The sequence below is a fragment of the Streptomyces sp. GD-15H genome (assembly GCF_045291515.1).
Lineage (GTDB): Bacteria > Actinomycetota > Actinomycetes > Streptomycetales > Streptomycetaceae > Streptomyces.
On sequence record NZ_CP149447.1, the window covers coordinates 848,136 to 862,877 of the forward strand.

A 14,742-nucleotide genomic window follows, 5' to 3' on the forward strand; every position below is an offset into this window, starting at 1 on the left:
GAAGACGGCAGCAGCTCGACGCCGCGGTAGGCCAGAAGCCGGCGATGCCACCGGCCCCCTCGTCGTCCAGGGCGCCGATGCCTTCCCTCGGCCCGCCGCTGTGAGGCGCCCTCCCGTACAGGCCGACCGCGTGCGTTGCTCATGGCATACATCTGGTTTCCCTGCATTCCATCGCGTCTGCCCCCAACCTCGGGCTTGATGTCACGACGCCAAGAACGCATCACTTCGCGCGCACGACACTCGCAGCGGCGCACCGCGCCAGTCGGCCGACTTCTCCACCGACCTTGAGCGCCTGCCTTCTGGTGTCGTTGCCCCACACGGCCGGGTGACCCACTTGCGGCACCACGTCCCTGCTCTTTGCCTGCCTGGCCGGGCGGCTGACGCAGGATGGTCAGCACCTGCCACGCCAAGGGAGCGCGGCCGGACCGTCCCGGGCCGCCGTAAGGGCTTTTTCAGCTGGTCAGGGCCTCTTCGACGGTGGAGTGGCAGGGGATGAGGGCGTCAATGCCGACGAGTGCCAGGACGCGCTGGACGGATTCCTGGACGCCTGCCAGGCGCAGCCAACCCTCAGCGTCTTCGGCGGCCCGGTGGGCGACGATGAGCACGTTGATGCCGCTGGAATCCATGAACATCACACCGCGGAAGTCGGCCACGGTCCGCGGCGCCGGCGCTCCCTCCGGCGGAAGCAGGGCCTCCTTCAGTGGGCGTTTGATGTTGATTTGCGATGGGCAATTTGAACCGCTTTGCCGTATTCATCGCCAGCGTGCACAGCCTGAAACGCCTGGAAGCTCTGCACTAATAGGAATCTTTTATCCCATTAGCAAACCAGACGGAATCTAGTGCCGAGAAGCGAATCAAACGGGCACGCGGGTCGGCTCCCGGAAGGCCGCGAAGAAGTACGTAAGGTGTGAATCGGCCCAAAGGTTGCTGACCGCAAGAGCGACTTAGCATCACAATCTATACCTAAACGCCCACTCAGAGGGCGGTTCGTGAGTTGATGTTCATTTCCGGGTGAGGCTGGGGCAAGGTTGCTGGTCGCGGTGCTCGGTCGGCTACTGCTTCCTGGTGAAGCTGCCGGCGTCGACCTCGGTGAGGATGCCGAGCTTGACCAGGCGTTTCAGCTTGGCACGGGTGCCCTCGATGTTCTTGGGCAGCAGTTCGTGGTCGAGGGCTTCGCAGACATCACGGGCCCGGAGCGGGCCGACAGCTTCGTTGAAGACGGCGAGGATGCGCGGGTAGTCCGGGTGCTCGGGCAACTCGGGCGAGGAGGGGCGGGCCGGCAGGCGGTCAGCCAGGCCGGTAACGGTCTTCCGGGTGATCGCCAGGTGCTTGAGGTGGGTCTCGGCCTCGCGCAGCCGGTCCCGCAGTTCCTCAACTTGCGTGCGGAGGTCGTCGGCCAGGGCCCGGGCGGCGTCCTCCTGGACGTCGAGCGCGTCGAGCAGGGGCTGGATGTTCACGCACTCACCGTCTGCGCATCGCGCCAGGTGGGAGTGTCCGCGCCGGTCAGGCGGCGGGCCATGACGTGGGTCATCGCCCAGTAGACGCGGGAGGCGGAGGAGGCCGGGCGGTGCTCGTAGTCGCGGGCCAGGCGCCGGTGCAGTATCAAGATCCCGTAGGTCTGCTCGACTCTCCACCGCTTCGGCTGTGGCACGAAACCCCTGTCCTGAGGGTTGCGTTCGACGACCTCGACGTCGATGCCCAGGCGGGTGCCGTGCGCGACGACCTGGTTTTTGAAGCCCTGGCCGACCAGGGCCTTCTCGACGGTGCCGCCGGCGTGCTCGGCGACCCGGTCCAGCAGGGCGATGCCCGCGGCGTTGTCGTGCGTGTTCGCGGCGAGGACGATGACCGCAATGACCAGGCCGAGGACGTCCACGGCCAGTCCGCGCTTGCGGCCCGGCACCCGTTTCGCCGCGTCCCGGCCGGTCGTGGCGGCGGGGACCCCGGCGGCCGCGTGGGCGCTCTGGGTGTCCAGCACCACCAGGGTCGGGTCCTCTAATCGGCGGGCCCGCTCCCTCACCTGGCAGCACAGCAGTTCGTGGATGGTCTGGTCGGTTCCGTCGTCGCGCCAGGCGGCGAAGTAGTAGTACGTCGCGCTCTTCGGCGGCAGGTCGTGCGGGAGGTAGGCCCACTGGCAGCCGGTCCGGCCCTGGTAGAGGATCGCGTTCACGATCTCCCGCATGTCGTAGGCGCCCTGGTGGCCGCTGACCGAGCGGTGTCGGTCCTTCCAGGCAATGATCACCGGCTCGATCAACGACCACTGCTCGTCCGATAAGTCACTCGGGTACGGCTTGCCTTCACTCACCCCGCCACCCCAGCAGGACACCAGCCGCGGACCGGCGGATTTCGCCCGTACCCACACCATTGGGCGACGACAGAACCACTCAAAGGGTCACGGACCGCCCTCTCATAGCCAGCCGTTGCGCTTGAAGCCCCGGTGGATCAGGAAGCAGGCGGTCGCGATGACGGCGAGGGCGAGGGGGTAACCGAAGCGCCAGCGGAGCTCTGGCATGTGGTCGAAGTTCATGCCGTAGACGCCGCACACCATGGTGGGCACGGCGACAATCGCGGCCCAGGCGGTGATCTTGCGCATGTCCTCGTTCTGGGTGACGGTCACCTGCGCGAGGTGGGCCTGGAGGATCGAGTCGAGCAGGGTGTCGAAGGCGGTGATCTGCTCGGTGGTGCGGGTGAGGTGGTCCGCTACGTCGCGGAAGTAGGCCCGTATCTCCTCGGCGACGGGGTGCATCGGCTCGGTGGCCAGCTGGGTCAGAGGGCGGGCGAGGGGGACCACGGCCCGCTTCAGTTCGAGGAGTTCGCGTTTGAGCTGGTAGATGCGGCCGGCGTCGGCGGTGCGGTGGCCGTGGAGGGAGAAGACGTCGGTTTCGACCTCGTCGATGTCGTCCTGGACGGCGTCGGTGACGGAGAGGTAGTCGTCGACGACGTGGTCGGCGATGGCGTGCAGCACCGCGGCCGGGCCCTTGGCCAGCTGTTCGGGTTCGGCTTCCAGGTCCTCGCGCAGGGGGCCGAGGGAGCCGTGGCGGCCGTGGCGGACGGTGACGACGAAGTCGGGGCCGGTGAAGACCATGATCTCGCCGGTGTTGACGACCTCGCTGGTGGTGGTCAGTTCGACGTGGTCGACGTAGGTGACCGTCTTAAGGACGGCGAACAGGACGTCGCCGTACTGCTCGACCTTGGGGCGCTGGTGGGCGTGGACCGCGTCCTCCACGGCCAGGGGGTGCAGGTCGAACAGCTCGGCGACCCCGGCGAACTCCTCCTCGGTCGGCTCGTGCAGGCCCAGCCACACGAAGCCGCCGCGGTGCTTGCGCGCGTGCCGGACGGCTTCCTCCACCGTGTCCGTGCCGAGCTGCCGGACGCCGTCGCGGTAGACGACGCAGTTGACCACCGTCGAGCCGAGCGGCGAGCGGGCCGGGTGGCTGAGGTCCACGCGGCGGCCCCGCCGCGCCAGACGGGCCACTTTGCGCAGGTTGCCGACCATCGACATGCAGGACTCTCCTTCGCCGGGTCCGCACAGTGTGCCAGGAGGGCGTTGTCACGTTGTTGGGTGCGTGACTGTCTGATGGTGGGTCGGGGCATGGTGGGCCCGCGGCCCGGGCCTGTGTTCAGGCCGTGATGGGCTGGCCGGCGGTGCCGGTGACCTGGTCCCAGATGGCGAAGCGGAGGGTCATCTCGGCTCGGTAGTCGGGTGCGGCCATCAGGTGGCGGCGGGGCCGGAAGTGCGGTGAGATGCCGCCGAACGCGGACAGGAACCGCTGGGCCCCACCCACGCTGCGGAAGCCCTTCATCGCGCGCTCGCGCTGCCGGGTGGGCTGGTGGCTGTTCTCCGCCCGGTTGTTGAGGTACTTCGACTGCCGGTGCTCGACGGAGGGCATGACCTCGCGGTGGGCCGCGCCGTAGGAACGGAGCTTGTCGGTGACGACCACCCGCAGGACCGAACACGTCTTCGTCATCAGGCGGCGAAAAAACCGCCTGGCCGCGGCGGTGTCCCGCCGGTTCTGCACGAGGATATCTAGCACGTTGCCGTCCCGGTCGACGGCCCGCCACAGGTACTTCCGCTCGCCGTTGACCTTGATGAAGACCTCATCCAAGTGCCATGTGTCGCCGGGCCGGGGCCGACGACGGTGTAGTCCGTTTGCGTAGGCCTGGCCGAACTTCCCACACCATCGCCGCACCGTCTCGTACGAGACGATGACGCCGCGCTGGAGCATCAGCTCCTCCACCTCCCGGAAGCTGAGCGGGAAACGGAAGTACAGCCACACACAGTGGGAGATGATCTCCACCGGGTACCGGTGCCCCCTGTACGACGGCGACGCGCTGTCCACGGACGCCCCATCCCAGCATGACCAACCAGAAGATCATCCCAGGCCGGTCAGCCAACGTGACAACGCCTGACGCGCTGCGGACCGCGTACGCCGACTATCAGCGGGAGCTGACCGGGGAGGTACGCGCGCGTGTGGGCGGTATCTGAGACGGCGGCTTGTCGCTGTCCCGGACAATCGGGATGTTCCGCGGGGGCCGCGAGCCCTGGCCGTCGTTGGGGGTCGGCCAGGTGGCGGCGCCCGCCGAGCCGCTACGCTCCCGTCCTCCGCGCCGCATCGAGCAGCGAGGCCCAGTCGGGCAGCTTGACCACGTTCCGGCCCAGCGAGGCGCCGAGTTCCGCCTCGGCCCGTTCGATCGCCCGCCACCCGGCCCACTCGACCGGCTCGATCCCCTCGGTACGCAGCGCCACCAGCGGATCCCCGGGCACGTCCCGGCGGACCAGCGCGGCCGTGTCCGCCAGCAGGGAGGCCACCGTCTCCTTGGCGCACGGCCGGTTCGTACCGATGACACCCGTCGGGCCCCGCTTGATCCAGCCCGCCACGTACTCGCCCGGCGCCACGGCACCCTCCCGCAGCACCCGCCCGGCCAGATGCGGCACCGTGCCGCCCGAGGCGTTGAACGGCAGACCCTCCAGCGCCACTCCGCGGTACCCCACCGAACGCAGCACCAGGTGCGCCTCGATGTCCTCGTACGCACCCGTGCCCGTCACGCCACCGTGCCCGTCCGGCACCGTCCGCTCGAAGCGCACCGCGCCCACGCGGCCGTCCCGGGCGAGCAGTTCGACCGGGCGGAGGAAGAAACGCAGCCGGATCCGCCGCCGGGCACTCGGTGCGGGGGTCTCGGCCCAGCCGCGCAGCACCTCCACGTTGCGGCGCTGCGGGGCGGGCAGCCCGGAGGGATCGGCGTAGGCCGGATCCTGCGCCAACTCGGCCCGGTCCACGGCGATCCCGGTGTCCGGCAGGGTGCCCAGCTCGCGCAGTTCCTTGGTGGTGAAGCGGGCCTGGGACGGACCGCGCCGGCCCACCATGGCGATGTCCGTCACCCGGCTCACCCCGAGCGCGGTCAGGGCGGCGTGCGGCACATCGGTCGGGCTCAGCTCCGGCACCCCCCGGGCCAGCATCCGTGTGACGTCCACGGCGACGTTCCCCACGCCGATGACCACGGCCGACCCGACCCCGCGCAGGAACCCGTCGTCGGTGGGGGTGCCTCCCTGCCCGGGGGAGTCCGGGTGGGCGCTGTACCAAGACACGAACTCGGTCGCCGACCAGCTCCCCGGCAGGTCCTCACCGGGGATGCCCAGCCGCCGGTCGGTGGCGGCGCCCACGCAGTACACCACCGCGTGGTACAACTCCCGCAGCCGGGCGACCGACACCCCTGAGGGGCCGACCGCCACCCCGCCGAGGAAGCGCACCCGCTCGTGCTCCAGGACCGCGCGGAGGTTGTTCTGCAGCGACTTGATCTTCTCGTGGTCCGGTGCCACGCCGTAGCGGACCAGCCCGTACGGGCACGGCAGCCGGTCCAGGACGTCGACGCGCACCTGGGCGTCCTGCTGGACCAGACTCTGTGCGGTGTAGCACCCGCTCGGTCCGGAACCTACGACGGCGACACGCAGCACGGCGGAACTCCTCACCCCACGGACCGACAGGAGATCGCTGATGTCTCCAGCATCGCACCACCGGTGCTCCGCTGACAGGGTGCCGTCCGCCACGAGGGGTGCGTGTTCGCTCGCCTGGAAAGTGACCGCACGCTTACGTTGCGTGTGCGCTTGAGGCATCCTTTCTTCATCTTTCCGATCGTTCTCCGGCGGACGGTGCGGTGTCCGTGTGGCCCGCGTGGGAGGTGCCCGCGTGGGAGGTGCGGGAGGACGAGCGCGTGACGCGCTGGTTGCATGTGCGGCTGGCCTTCGCCGACGGGGCGTCGGTCGAGGCGCTCGCGACGGTGTCCGAGCAGTGCGTCTGTGTCGAGGACGTTGCCCTTGCCGAAATCCTCGTCCGGGCAGGTCAGGCGGCATGCTCGTACTCGTGGAGAAGGCCGCCGAGGCGATCGCGTCGTCGTACCCCGAGGCGGGCGCTCTGGTCCGGATCGGCGATCGGCGGGGGCAACGGGTTCAACGGGCGGGCGTTCGCGATGCCCTGATGAGGCCGGTGCACATTGTAGAAACGCTCGAATTCACGCAGGGCGTGGAGCAGATGCCGCTGATCCCAGATCAAGGTCCGGTCCAGCAGCTCGCGCCGGCAGGTCTGCACCCAGCGTTCCATGACCGCATTCATCCGCGGCATCCGGACACCCCTGAGCACGACCTCGTTCCCCGCATCGGCGAGGACCGCGTCGAACAGGGCGGGGAACTTCCCGTCCCGGTCCCGGATCAGGAACCGTGCCCGGCAGTTGACATCCTCCAGGTCCATGACGAGATTCTTCGTGGCCTGCGCCACCCAGGAGGCCGTCGGGTGCGCGGTCGCGCCCAGGATCCGGATCCGTCGGCTGGCGTGCTCGATCACGGCGAACACGTACAGTCGTGCCCCGGTCAGGGTGACCGTCTCGAAGAAGTCGCAGGCCGGCAGCGCGTCGGCCTGGGAGCGCAGGAAGTCGGCCCACGTGCTGGAGGTCCGCTCGGGCGCCGGGTCGATCCCGGCCTCCCGCAGGATCCCCCAGACCGTGGAGGCGCCGGCAGCCCCACGTGGGATTTTCCCGTGCCGGGCGCAGCACCAAGGCGCGGACGGAGCGCACGGTGCGCGGCCGACCCGGGCGCTTCGGCTTGGACTGGTCGGCGTGGCGGCGGGCGACCAGGTCGCGGTGCCAGCGGAGCACCGTGTCCGGCCGCACCAGCAGCCGCAGCCTGCGCAGCACGTCCCGCGGCAGCCGGTACAGCAGCGCCGCCGGGAAAGCCCGGTCACTCGGGCTGAAGCGCACCTTCTCCTTACCGAGTTGGCGCTCCAGCACCGACAGTTGGTGGCGCAGGGCGAGGATCTCCGTGTCCTTGTCCCGATCGCTCATCGGTAGCAGGCGCAGCATGGCGAACGCGTTCGCCATGCCCAAGTAGGCCAGTGGCAGCAGCACGGTTGGTCATCATGCCGCGTTGATCGACAGCCGCGCGACGGCGCAGACTCGACCGACCGCACTCGGCATCCCGTACACCCCGCACACCAGCTCCGACCAGGGCGGATGAGGTTATCGGCAAGCGCAACCTGGAAGCTGCTGTCGACCGAGCAGCAGGAACGGCTGTCCAGGCTGGGCGTCAAGCCCGCCCAGGCGCCGTCTCCGGCCCCGGCAGCCGGGCGTGCGACGAAGGGCACCAAGGCGCAGCAGGCGTTCCAACGCGGACTCGCGGCCTTCGCCCAGTACATCGTCCAGGAGGGCAAGACCGTCGTGAGAAGGGCGCACGTTGAACAGCTGCCGGACGGTTCGGCGATCAAGCTGGGCGTGTTCCTGAGTAACCAGGAAGCCAGGCTCGACCGGCTGGATGCGCAGCAACGGGCCGCCCTCGCCGAACTGGGTTACGCCTGGGCTGCCGAGCCCGAGGTAGAGACGACGGTTCGTGCGCGTTCAGAGACGGTCGGGCCGATCACCGGCAGGAAGCCAAGGTCAACGAAGTCGCTGTTCGTCTGCTGTCGCCGTGAGCCTCGGGCTGGGCGCGCCATGCAACGGACCGCCGAGCAAACCTGTCCGTGTACGGAACCTACGGAGCTGACGCACAGGAACCGACGGACGCACGGCACGGTGAAGGTCCTCGCCCCGGGCCTGGCCTGTGAGGGGTGTGACCGGGCGGGGCGAGGACGGCTGCGTGCTACAGGACGTACCGGGTAGGCCGGGGCGCCGGTTCAGTCCTGCAGGCGGTACTCGATGATCGCGCCCGGGTTCTCCAGCCCGGTGGTGGCCGGAGCGCGGTCGGGGCCTGGGCCACGGATGTAGCCCGCGGAGTTGGTGATGGCGAAGATGGACTTGCCGTCGGCGCTGAACTCCGTGTCACGGAAGCGGTTCTGCTCCGTGAGAAGCTTTGTGACCTTGCTGACACGCTGGCCGTCGTCCGTGAAGTCGACGCGGTAGAGCGTGCCGTCCTTGAGGGTGGTCATCACCAGGGAGTTGTCCCAGCCCGGCATACCCTCACCCGTGGCCCCGGCGGACTTCCGGGACGTCCCGTAGTGCTCGAAGCTGGAGGGGGCGATGGTGGGCCAGCATACTGCCGCCTCCCCGCTCGGCTGGCACGCCGGGTCCTCGAAGTCGAAGTCCGAGCCCACGGTGCCGAAGGTGTGGACCGGCTCCACGAAGGACTCGGTGAAGTCGGACTCCTCCTGCACCGGGACCGTTTCGGGGATCTCGAAGTTGCTGAAGGTCAGCTCGTCGCACGGCGTCGGCCACGAGGCGGACCAGTTGGCGTAGACGTAGGCCTTGTCGTCGCGGTAGCCCGAGACGTTCGGCCAGCCGTAGTTGCCGCCCTTGCGCAGGATGTTGATCTCGTCGTCGGTCTTCGGGCCCATCTCGTTCGAGTAGAGCGTGCCGTCGGGGCCGAAGGCCAGGCCCTGCGCGTTGCGGTGCCCGTAGGTGTAGACGTGGCTGCGCACGCCGCCGAGGACCGGGTTGTCCGAGGGGATGGAGCCGTCGGTGTTCAGCCGCAGGGTCTTGCCCTGGTAGGCGATCCAGTCCCGGCCCTGGACTTCGTGGGCGGTGGGCAGCCGCATGGCGTAGTTGGGCTTGCAGTAGTTGCCGAGCTGGTTCGCGCCCTGATCGCCGATGGTGTAGTACAGCTTGCCGTCCGGGCCCAGGCGCAGCCGCGCCGACTGGTGGTCGTTGCCGGACGGCAGGCCGGCGATGACCGCCTTCGGGCTGTGCAGCCGCTTCCGGTCGGGGTCGTAGGTGTACCGCTCGATCTTGGTGCGGGCCTGCACGACCGGGCCGGGGTCGATGTCGTAGCTGTAGGAGATGTACGCGTACACCTCACCGCTCTTGCCCGCTTTCTCGATGGCGAGGCCGAGCACGCCGTCCTGCCCTGCCTCGGTGTGGACGGCCTGCGGCAGGCTGAGCAGGGTGGTCTTGGCGCCGGACTTCGGGTCGACACGGGTGACCTTCTTGCCGGTCTTCTCGGTGGCCCACAGGGCCCCGTCGGGAGCCCGGAGGACCTCGTAGGGGTTGTTCAGCCCGGTGGCCACGACGCGCTTGGCGAACGTGCCCGAGGCGGGCGGCATGCTCGTGTCGGCGGGAGGGGAGACGGCGTCGGAGTCGGAGGTTCCGGAGGGGTCTCCACCGGTGACAGCGGCGCCGGTGAGGGAGGCGCCGAGGGCCAGGACGACTGCGGTCGTCACCGGCCCGCGCAGTATGCGGTGCATGCGATTCCTTCCGAAGTCGTGTCCCCCCCGTCAGAGCATTGCGCTCGGTGAGTGATTCGGCACTCTGAGTACTGTGGCGCTGTGCCATTCAGGTGAAAGAAGGGCCGTGACCGGGAAGCGGGACACGCGCGGACAACCGCCCCGACGGCGTCAGGAAAGGCATGAAGCACCTTTTAGGACTGAGGAGTTGAGGGAAGCAGCATTGCTTTTCCGGGCGGGGGTCACAAGGTCGCCCGCATGGCTGCGTGCCTGCGGCCCGCGGTCCGCGGCCTTGCCGTACCCCGTACGGTGTGCTCGGTCACCCCGTAGGGCCGGGGCGCCGCCGTGCGCGGCGGCCCGCCCGGCGGTAGACCCCCGGCTCCGGAGCCCCCTCCTCGGAGTGTTTGACCAGTGAGCGGACCAGGCCGTGGTCGGGGAGAGCCGGCATGCCGGATCGGTGCGGGTGACGTCGCCGATGAGCGCGTACGCCTGGCAGCGGCAGCCGCCGAAGTCCTGCGTGCGCCTGTCGCAGCTGCGACAGAGCTCGGCCATCCAGCCGGTGCCGCGGGAACGGTTGAACGCCGGGGAACGATGCCAGATCCAGTCCAGCGTGTGGTCACGGACGTTCGGCGGATCGAGGCCCGGCAGGGAGGCCGCCGCCGGGCAGGGCAGGACGGTGCCGTCGGGGGTGACGGTGAGGGAGACGGCTCCCCATCCGCCCATGCAGGGCTTCGCCACGCCGTCGAAGTGGTCGGGAACGACCCAGACCAGTTCCGGCCGTCCGGACAGTCCGGCCCGCCGGCGTGCGACGGTGTCCCGGGCACGGGCGAGCTGGCCGGGGGTGGGCAGCAGCGCGGTGCGGTTGAGCAGGCCCCAGCCGTAGAACTGGGTGTTGGCCAGCTCGATCCGGTCCGCGTCCCAGGCCACACCCAGGTCGACGATGGCGTCGATCGCGTCGAGGTTCTCGCGGTGCAGGACGACGTTGAGGCCCAGCGGCAGCCCCGCGTCGCGGACGAGGGCGGCGGCCTTCTCCTTGGCGGCGAACGACGACGGGCGTCCGGCGATCCGGTCGTTGGTCCGCGGGTCGGCGGCCTGCACGGACAGCTGGACACTGCGCAGCCCGGCGTCGGCCAGGGCCGCCAGCCGGTCCGCGTCCAGGCCGACGCCGCTGGTCACCAGCTGGGTGTAGATTCCGGCGGTTTCCGCGGCGGTGGTGATCTGCTCGAGGTTGGGGCGCAGCAGTGGCTCACCACCTGACAAGTGGGTGTGGACGACGCCGAGTTCACCGGCCTGGCACATCACCCCGGCCCACTGGGCGGTCTCCAGCTCGCGAGAGCGACGCGTCAGTTCCACCGGGTTCGAGCAGTACGGGCAGTGGAGCGGGCAGGCGTGGGTGAGCTCGTCCAGCAGGGCCCAGGGGCGCGGGGACGCTCACCGCAGACACCCTTCCCGGCGCAGGCCGTCGAGGAAGACCGGGACCTCGTCGGCGACCGGTGCCCCGGGAAAGCGGACGGTCAACTCCTCGACGATGGCCCGCACGGTGCGGGTGCCGTCGCACAGACCGACCACCGCCCCGCCGCGGCCCTGCAGGACGACGACGCGTTCGGGCAGGACCAGCAGGTCCGCGCCGCGCGCGGGATCGTGCCGCAGCACCGCGGCCGGGACCAGGGCGGGGTGCCAGTCGGCCACCGCCGGCTGCGTGCTCATCCCCGCTCCCGCTGTCCGGCGGTGTGCACGGCGTCCAGCAGCGCCCCCAGGACGTCGCACTTGAAGGCGAGTGCGGCCACGGCCCGCTCCTGCTCGGCCGGGGTGCGGGCCCACTCCAGGACCAGACCGAGCGCCTCGGAACTGTCCCGCCGCCCCTGGTGGACGCGGCTTCGGAAGTAGGCGAGGCCGTCCGGTTCGATCCACCGGTAGTGGCGTTCGAAGGCGTCGATACGGGTGCGCATGAGGTCCGGGGCGGCCAGTTCGGTGAGCGAGGCCGCCACGGCCTCCAACGGCGTACGCAGCCGGCAGAAGTTGACGTATCCCTCCACCGCCAGCCGTACGCCGGGCAGCACCGTCCGTCCGCCCAGCAGCGTGCCGCGGTCCAGGCCGGCCGCCTCACCCAGCCGCAGCCACCGCTCGATTCCGCCCTGGCTCCCGCTGTCCGTCGTGGTCCTCGATGCGGCGCATCCACATCCGGCGCAGCTGCGGAGAGTCCAGCTTGGCGAGGATCAGGGCGTCCTTGACCGGGATGTGGCGCTGGTAGTGGAAGCGGTTGGTGATCCAGCGGTTCCTCGGGGCCGAGGTCACCGTTGTGCATGCGGACGTTGAAGGGATGGCGGTCGTGGTAGCGGTCCCGCGCCACCTCGCGCAGGCGGCCCTCGAGCTCCGCCGGACTCCAGGGCTCCGTGTGCTCGGTGAGCGATGTGGTCCCGGTCGTCACAGCTGGATCACCATTCCGTCGTGCGCCACTTCCAGGCCCAGCCGCGCGAGCTGCTTGTGCTGCGGCGCGTCGGGGTCCACGAGCGGGTTCGTGTTGTTGAGGTGTGTGTACAGACAGCGGGCGGTCAGCGGGGCGAGGAGCGCGGCGGTGCCGCCCGGCCCGGCCACCGGCAGATGCCCCATGCCGGTGGCCGTATGGTCACAGACGCCCGCACGGCGGGGTTCCTCCTCGTCCCAGAAGGTGCCGTCGACGATGACGCAGTCCGCCTCGGCGGCGGCCCGGTGAAGGTGGTCGGGCCAGGCGGCCAGGGCGGGAGCGTAGAGCACGGACGCGCCCGTGGCCGGGTCGTACAGGCGCAGCGCGACGGCCCACTCCTCGTCGTCCGGCTCCTCGGCCGCGTACCGCGGCCGTTTGCCGGACACCGGAAGGGCACTGCCCCGCAGGCCCTCGCCGCCGTCCGCGGCACCCAGCGGGGCCGATCCCCGGACCGGCAGATCATGCCAGGCCACATCGGTGTACGGGGCCAGCACCGTGTCCAGGCGCAGCCGGTCCCGGATCGCCTGCCGGACCGGAGCGGTCGCGAACACCTCCAGCCCGTCGTGCGCCTCGCGCAGCCGGGTGAGGCCCGTGGTGTGGTCGAGTTCGGCGTCGGTGAGAACCAGCCCGGCCACCGGGGTCTGCCGCCGCCCCGGGCCCGGGTGCAGAGCCGGGTACGCCTCGATCTGGTCGCCGAGGTCGGGCGTGGCGTTCACCAGGTACCAGCGGCCCTCGCCGGTCCGGACGGCGAGCGAGGCATGACGACGGCGCCAGTGGAACTGCGCGTGCCCCGGAGCATCCGGGGCACGCGCAGTTCCACTGGGGATTCCGCTGCCCGCCGCGGTGCCGAGCACCTGCAGCAGCATGGCGGCGGGCTAACGGGTTGCGAGGGAGTAGGCGGTGACCTCGAGTGCGGTCTCGACGATCACGAACTCGGGTGTCTGCCAGCCGGTCTCCTCCACGGGACACGGCGGGGCCTGCTCGGTGTGCTCGGCCATGAGGCGTACCTCGCTTTTCACTACGACGGCCGGGACGGCCGTACCAAGGAGACCTCCCTTTCCGGAAGGGAGGTTCCAGACGTCGGAGAGAGCTGCCCGACCTCCCCTTGGGGTTTCGGTGGCGCCCCCCGGGGCGCGCCACTGGCGTTTACTCGATCGGAGTACAAGGGGCGCGCCCGCCTCGTGGCTCGCCCGGTCGGCGGGACCCGTGGGAGGCCTGGCATCGGACCCCGTTCGGTCACCCGTGAGCTGTGTCGTCGTCCAGGGTGTCGAAGAGCAGGTTGAGGCCCTCCCCCATGGTGGGGTGGGTGAAAACGGCGTCGCGGACCTGCTGGTAGGGCAGCCGGCCGAGCATGGCCATCTGCACGGCGGAGAGAACCTCCCCGGCATGGTGGCCCAGCAGGGCGACGCCGAGGATCTGGTCCGTCCCGGCGTCGACGACGGCCTTCCAGATGCCGGCCTTGTCGTGCAGGGTCTTGGCGCGCGGGATGGCGGCGACCCGGAGCCGGGCCACCTTCACGTCGTGCCCCTGCGCACGGGCCTCGGTCTCCGTGAGTCCGATGCGGGCGAGTTCGGGGGTGATGAAGACGGTGTAGGGCACGGTCCGGCCGCTGGTGACGGCGTCGCCGCCGGTGAGGTTGGCCCGCAGGATGCGGAAGTCGTGCCAGGAGGCGTGGGTGAACTGCGGACTGCCGGCGACGTCCCCGGCGGCCCAGACATGGTCGGCGGTGGTGCGCAGGTGGTCGTCGACGGCGACGAACCCGCGGTCGGTCAGCCGCACGCCCGCCGCCTCCAGCCCGAGGCCGGCGGTGACCGGTGTCCGGCCGGTGGCCACGAGCAGCTCCTGCCCGCAGACCTCGGAGCCGTCGTCGAGGGTGACGACGACGTCACCGCGGCCCTCCTCGCGGCGCACGGCACTCGCGCGCGCCCCGAGCCGCACGTCGACGCCCTGGTCGGTGAGCACTCGGGCCACCTCGTCGGCGACGTCCCGGTCCTCGCGCGGCAGCAGCCGGTCGCGGCCCTGCAGCAACGTCACGCGCGTGCCGAAGACGGCGAACATCGAGGCGAACTCGCAACCGACGTACCCTCCGCCCAGGATCAGCAGCGTCTCGGGCAGCCGCTCCAGGTGCAGGATCGTCTCCGAGTCCCACACCTGCGCGTCGGCGATGCCGGGCAGGTCCGGCACGGCCGGGGTGGTTCCGGTGTTGATGACGACGTCCCGGCCGCGCACCGTCCGGGTGGCACCGTCGGCGGTGGTGATCTCGACGGTCCGTTCCCCCGTGAACCGGGCGGTCCCCAGGACGAAGTCCATGCCGGAGTCGGCGAACAGCTTCGTGTGGGCCTCCACCATCCCGCCCACCACGTCCTCCTTGTGCGCACGGAGCGCTGCCAGGTCGACGGCGGGCTCGGAGCCGATCTCGACGCCCATCCGGGCGGCGTGGCGTGCGGCGAGCAGGGTGCGGGCCGAGCCGACGAGCGCCTTCGTGGGGATGCAGGCGACGTTGATGCACGTGCCGCCGATCTTGTCCCGCTCCACCATGGTGACCTTCCAGCCTGCCTTGGCGCGGTCCATCGCCAGCGACTTCCCCGCCTTGCCGCCGCCGATCACCAGCAGGTCGACGTCCTGGACGTCCTTCTCACTCAT

General features: G+C 70.4%; 13 protein-coding genes and 3 pseudogenes. 2 read left to right on the forward strand and 14 right to left on the reverse strand.

What is annotated here, in order from left to right; genetic code table 11:
- Positions 1-452: 452 nt before the first annotated feature.
- The 5 genes from WJ438_RS04180 to WJ438_RS04200 form a co-directional block, all read right to left on the reverse strand.
- On the reverse strand, positions 453-752 hold the full coding sequence (locus WJ438_RS04180) for an STAS domain-containing protein (RefSeq protein ID WP_406729585.1): 300 nt from the start codon (positions 750-752) through the stop codon (positions 453-455).
- A gap of 300 nt (positions 753-1,052) precedes the next feature.
- Positions 1,053-1,457: a hypothetical protein gene (locus WJ438_RS04185; protein ID WP_406724004.1), complete on the reverse strand. Its 405-nt coding sequence runs from the start codon at positions 1,455-1,457 to the stop codon at positions 1,053-1,055.
- On the reverse strand, positions 1,454-2,302 hold the full coding sequence (locus WJ438_RS04190) for an IS5 family transposase (protein ID WP_406724005.1): 849 nt from the start codon (positions 2,300-2,302) through the stop codon (positions 1,454-1,456). The genes WJ438_RS04185 and WJ438_RS04190 overlap by 4 nt, the downstream gene beginning before the upstream one ends.
- 102 nt (positions 2,303-2,404) lie before the next feature.
- Positions 2,405-3,499 carry a magnesium and cobalt transport protein CorA gene (locus WJ438_RS04195; RefSeq protein WP_406724006.1) on the reverse strand — a complete coding sequence of 365 codons (1,095 nt, stop codon included), beginning with the start codon at positions 3,497-3,499 and terminating at the stop codon, positions 2,405-2,407.
- Between the two features lie 118 nt (positions 3,500-3,617).
- Complete coding sequence (locus WJ438_RS04200; RefSeq protein ID WP_406724007.1) at positions 3,618-4,337, reverse strand: IS6 family transposase; 720 nt, start codon at positions 4,335-4,337, stop codon at positions 3,618-3,620.
- A gap of 17 nt (positions 4,338-4,354) precedes the next feature.
- Between WJ438_RS04200 and WJ438_RS04205 the strand changes: the two genes are divergently transcribed.
- Positions 4,355-4,483, forward strand: a complete 129-nt coding sequence (locus WJ438_RS04205; RefSeq protein ID WP_406724008.1) for a hypothetical protein — start codon at positions 4,355-4,357, stop codon at positions 4,481-4,483.
- Positions 4,484-4,585: 102 nt separating this feature from the next.
- Here WJ438_RS04205 and WJ438_RS04210 read toward each other — a convergent pair whose 3' ends face one another.
- Both WJ438_RS04210 and WJ438_RS04215 read right to left on the reverse strand, forming a co-directional pair.
- Positions 4,586-5,950 carry an FAD-dependent oxidoreductase gene (locus tag WJ438_RS04210; RefSeq protein ID WP_406724009.1) on the reverse strand — a complete coding sequence of 455 codons (1,365 nt, stop codon included), beginning with the start codon at positions 5,948-5,950 and terminating at the stop codon, positions 4,586-4,588.
- Between the two features lie 385 nt (positions 5,951-6,335).
- Positions 6,336-7,392: pseudogene (locus tag WJ438_RS04215) on the reverse strand (integrase core domain-containing protein).
- 105 nt (positions 7,393-7,497) lie between these two features.
- On the opposite strand from WJ438_RS04215, the gene WJ438_RS04220 reads away from it, so the two are divergent.
- Positions 7,498-8,139, forward strand: a complete 642-nt coding sequence (locus WJ438_RS04220) for a hypothetical protein (RefSeq protein WP_406724010.1) — start codon at positions 7,498-7,500, stop codon at positions 8,137-8,139.
- A 14-nt stretch (positions 8,140-8,153) separates the two neighbouring features.
- Here WJ438_RS04220 and WJ438_RS04225 read toward each other — a convergent pair whose 3' ends face one another.
- The 7 genes and pseudogenes from WJ438_RS04225 to WJ438_RS04255 all read right to left on the reverse strand — a co-directional run bounded on the left by WJ438_RS04225 (position 8,154) and on the right by WJ438_RS04255 (position 14,742).
- A complete protein-coding gene (locus WJ438_RS04225) occupies positions 8,154-9,656 on the reverse strand; it encodes a glucose/sorbosone family PQQ-dependent dehydrogenase (RefSeq protein ID WP_406724011.1) in 1,503 nt (500 codons plus the stop codon).
- A gap of 298 nt (positions 9,657-9,954) precedes the next feature.
- A pseudogene (gene pqqE, locus WJ438_RS04230) lies at positions 9,955-11,045 on the reverse strand (pyrroloquinoline quinone biosynthesis protein PqqE).
- A gap of 21 nt (positions 11,046-11,066) precedes the next feature.
- The gene (pqqD, locus tag WJ438_RS04235; protein ID WP_406724012.1) at positions 11,067-11,342 is read right to left on the reverse strand and encodes a pyrroloquinoline quinone biosynthesis peptide chaperone PqqD; all 276 of its coding nucleotides are present in this window, start codon (positions 11,340-11,342) and stop codon (positions 11,067-11,069) included.
- Positions 11,339-12,063 (reverse strand): annotated as a pseudogene (gene pqqC, locus WJ438_RS04240) (pyrroloquinoline-quinone synthase PqqC). Before pqqC ends, pqqD begins: the two are co-directional and overlap by 4 nt.
- The gene (pqqB, locus tag WJ438_RS04245) at positions 12,060-12,965 is read right to left on the reverse strand and encodes a pyrroloquinoline quinone biosynthesis protein PqqB (protein ID WP_406724013.1); all 906 of its coding nucleotides are present in this window, start codon (positions 12,963-12,965) and stop codon (positions 12,060-12,062) included. The pseudogene pqqC and the gene pqqB overlap by 4 nt, the downstream one beginning before the upstream one ends.
- A 9-nt stretch (positions 12,966-12,974) precedes the next feature.
- Positions 12,975-13,097 (reverse strand): pyrroloquinoline quinone precursor peptide PqqA, encoded by a 123-nt coding sequence (gene pqqA, locus WJ438_RS04250; protein WP_406724014.1) that lies wholly within the window; start codon positions 13,095-13,097, stop codon positions 12,975-12,977.
- A gap of 238 nt (positions 13,098-13,335) precedes the next feature.
- Positions 13,336-14,742 (reverse strand): dihydrolipoyl dehydrogenase family protein, encoded by a 1,407-nt coding sequence (locus WJ438_RS04255; RefSeq protein WP_406724015.1) that lies wholly within the window; start codon positions 14,740-14,742, stop codon positions 13,336-13,338.